At 30.2% G+C, this 2,755-nt stretch carries 3 protein-coding genes; all 3 read left to right on the plus strand.

Annotation, left to right across the window (positions count from 1 at the left end):
- Positions 1-143 precede the first annotated feature (143 nt).
- Positions 144-410: a hypothetical protein gene (locus tag C3420_RS17320; protein WP_146048177.1), complete on the plus strand. Its 267-nt coding sequence runs from the start codon at positions 144-146 to the stop codon at positions 408-410.
- Between the two features lie 253 nt (positions 411-663).
- Positions 664-846, plus strand: coding sequence for a helix-turn-helix transcriptional regulator (locus tag C3420_RS17960; RefSeq protein ID WP_416202841.1), 183 nt, complete (start codon positions 664-666; stop codon positions 844-846).
- On the plus strand, positions 846-2,195 hold the full coding sequence (locus tag C3420_RS16700) for a DUF3987 domain-containing protein (protein WP_103801079.1): 1,350 nt from the start codon (positions 846-848) through the stop codon (positions 2,193-2,195). The genes C3420_RS17960 and C3420_RS16700 overlap by 1 nt, the downstream gene beginning before the upstream one ends.
- Positions 2,196-2,755: the final 560 nt, after the last annotated feature.

Raw genomic sequence — 2,755 nt, forward strand, 5'->3', positions numbered from 1 at the left:
TTCTTGACTCAAGCATTAATGCAGTACGATCTTCAAAGTTAAGATGATGGTATGACAATTTTATATACTCCATAAACCCTTTAAATTAATTAGGTGGTTTATGTCGCACTTCAAGTTTTACTCTGCCTCGTTACAATCATTTAATGCATATTGTTGAAGGTGATGTGTTATTAGAAACTTTTGTTAATTATTTAAAAGATAATAATTATATTTCTCCAATAGATTGTACTTACAGTACAAGCACTTTGTATTCTCGTGCATATAACTATTCGAAAAATTTTTTGAAATTTAATATTTTTGATCTTCTCAATGATTATTTAAATGAAATCAGAGATTTTTTAAATGCTCAAGAAACTATTCGACGTGATAAATTTTCTCATCGAACAGTTTTTATAAAAAAAAATTTATGAAATTGATTCATATGGAAAACCATATGACCTAGAGCTGATTTTGCTATTAGTGGATATTTTTTTCGAAGACTTAAATAAAGATTACTTACTTACTCATAGTCGACTCAAAGAGATCCTTCAGCTCGATTAGATAGATATTAAATCTTTCAAAAGGGATTTTTATTTTTTTTAAATAAAAATCCCTTTTTTCATTAGAGCCCTTAAACCTCAAACTTATTTCATGAACTGTTATGTGAGGTTAAGAATGCAAGTAATGAAATTTGAAGAACTACGAGCGATTATGACGCTTAGTAGGAATGGGTTGTATCGGCTAATAAAAGATGATCCGACTTTTCCGCGGCCTATTAAATATTCTTCGTCTCGTCAAGGGAATCTTTATTTTAAAGTTGCAGAAGTTGAAGCTTGGTTAGAAAAAAAGAAATGTGAGTCTATGTAATGAAAGAAAATGAATTACATGAATGTATCATGTCAGAAATTAATAGACTTACGTGGATCAATTCACAACCTAGTACGACAACGCTTAAAGAAAATATTTATCCTATTAATGCTTTGCCAGAAATAGCTAGTAAGGCTGTAGAGTGTATTTATGCTTTTGTAAAAGCACCCTTAGCTGTAGTAGCTAACTCAGTTCTTTTTGCAATGACTTTTATAGCTCAAAAGCATGTTAATGCACAGACTATACAAGGGGTTCCTATGCCTTGTAGTCTCTACTTCCTAAGTGAAGCTAAAAGTGGTGACCGGAAAACTACTGCTGATTATTTTGCCTTGAAACCTATTTTGGAAATACAAAAAATACATGTTGCAGAGTACAAAAAAGATTATAGAGCATGGGCAGAATCTAAGACTAGAGAACAAGAACCTTTAAGTCCTAAAAAAATCTTTGCAAATACTACATTAGAGCCACTAGTTGGAAGTCTTATTCGTGAAGAATTTAAAAATATAGCTTTGGAATCTAGTGATGGAGGAGATGTATTAAATGGTCATAATTTTACATCGGAGACAGTTAAAGCGAATATGACTATCCTCACTAAGATCTTTGATAATGGGCATGTTGAACGTTATAGGTCGAAATCTAATCTAGAGGGTAGTGGTGAAGCATTTCATGTGAGATTGAGTATTCATCTTATGGCACAACCTGTTGTAATACAGGAGGTTATAAAAGGTAAAGTTATGGGCGAAATTGGTTTACTACCAAGATTTATTTTTGTTTCACCTAAATCATTAGTGGGAACTAGATTTTTAACAATTGAAGATTTGAACAGAAATATTTTGGAAGATGAAAGACTAATTTCTTATTATGAACGGTGTGATGCGCTGATAGGTGATTGGCATGATTTGACTATGAATGAAGAAATGATTGATAGCCGTCCAATATTAGAAATGTCTTTAAGTGCTAAGAAAGCATTTATTGGTATCTATAACTTAATAGAAGGATCTCAATCTTCAACAGGTAAATTTAGTAATCTTGGTGCGGAAGCTAGTAGAGCGGGGGAATTGATTATAAGATTGGCAACGGTATTTGCTTTTTTTGAAGGAATGGATCAAGTTCAAGAACAGCACATAGATAATGCCTCAAAGATAGTATTGCATTCGTTAGAAGAATGGCTGAAATATTCTGTAAAGGAACCGCTTAATAATCCTGAAGCAACTAATTTATTAGAGTTATTGTTGAAAAAGTACAAGGCTACAGGAAAATCATATCTATTAAAATCTTCGATTAATCAACTAACAAGAAAGTTGAAAGACTTGGATACAAGAGATGCTGCAATTGAGTATTTAAGTTAAGCAAATTAAAATATGCGATAAAGAATATGTAGTTCTAAATCCTAAGTATACATCAAATTAGACAAACATATAATTAGTTTTTTAATTAAGTTGTTGTATATTAATGTTTTTTTTGAATTAGGCATTTAGACATGCTTTTAAACGCTAAGCTACATATACATAGTTCAAATGTCTAAGTGTCTAAGTGTCTAAATACTTCTAGATAGTATTGTCATCGATCACTACACTTGTTGGTAATAAAATTTTACAAAATGATTGTGTATCCTGATGTGTATCCTAAAAATTTGTTCATTAATAAAATGTAATTAATTCAGCATGTTACATTTTTGTGTGGTAGTGGATATACCTACCAAGATTTTAAAACTTCTAAATACTATAACATTTTTTCTTTTAAGCCTTTTTGTATAATCTAATTTAGCTATATAGAAATTCTTCTTTTATTATTCTGATTTTGCTATTTCCTCTCTAGACATTAAGTTTTTTATAGATTATTTTTTAGATGGAATCTTCAACAAATTATAAATTATTATTAAGTCCTTGCTTATTAGAAACAATAACTT

The sequence above is a fragment of the Acinetobacter sp. ACNIH3 genome (assembly GCF_002918965.1).
Taxonomy (GTDB): Bacteria; Pseudomonadota; Gammaproteobacteria; order Pseudomonadales; family Moraxellaceae; genus Acinetobacter; species Acinetobacter schindleri.

Excerpts from the sequence above, each read along its gene's own strand:
- C3420_RS17320 (WP_146048177.1), top strand. The coding sequence starts at position 144 with ATGCATATTGTTGAAGGTGATGTGTTATTAGAAACTTTTGTTAATTAT.
- C3420_RS17960 (WP_416202841.1), top strand. The coding sequence starts at position 664 with ATGAAATTTGAAGAACTACGAGCGATTATGACGCTTAGTAGGAATGGG.
- C3420_RS16700 (WP_103801079.1), top strand. The coding sequence starts at position 846 with ATGAAAGAAAATGAATTACATGAATGTATCATGTCAGAAATTAATAGA.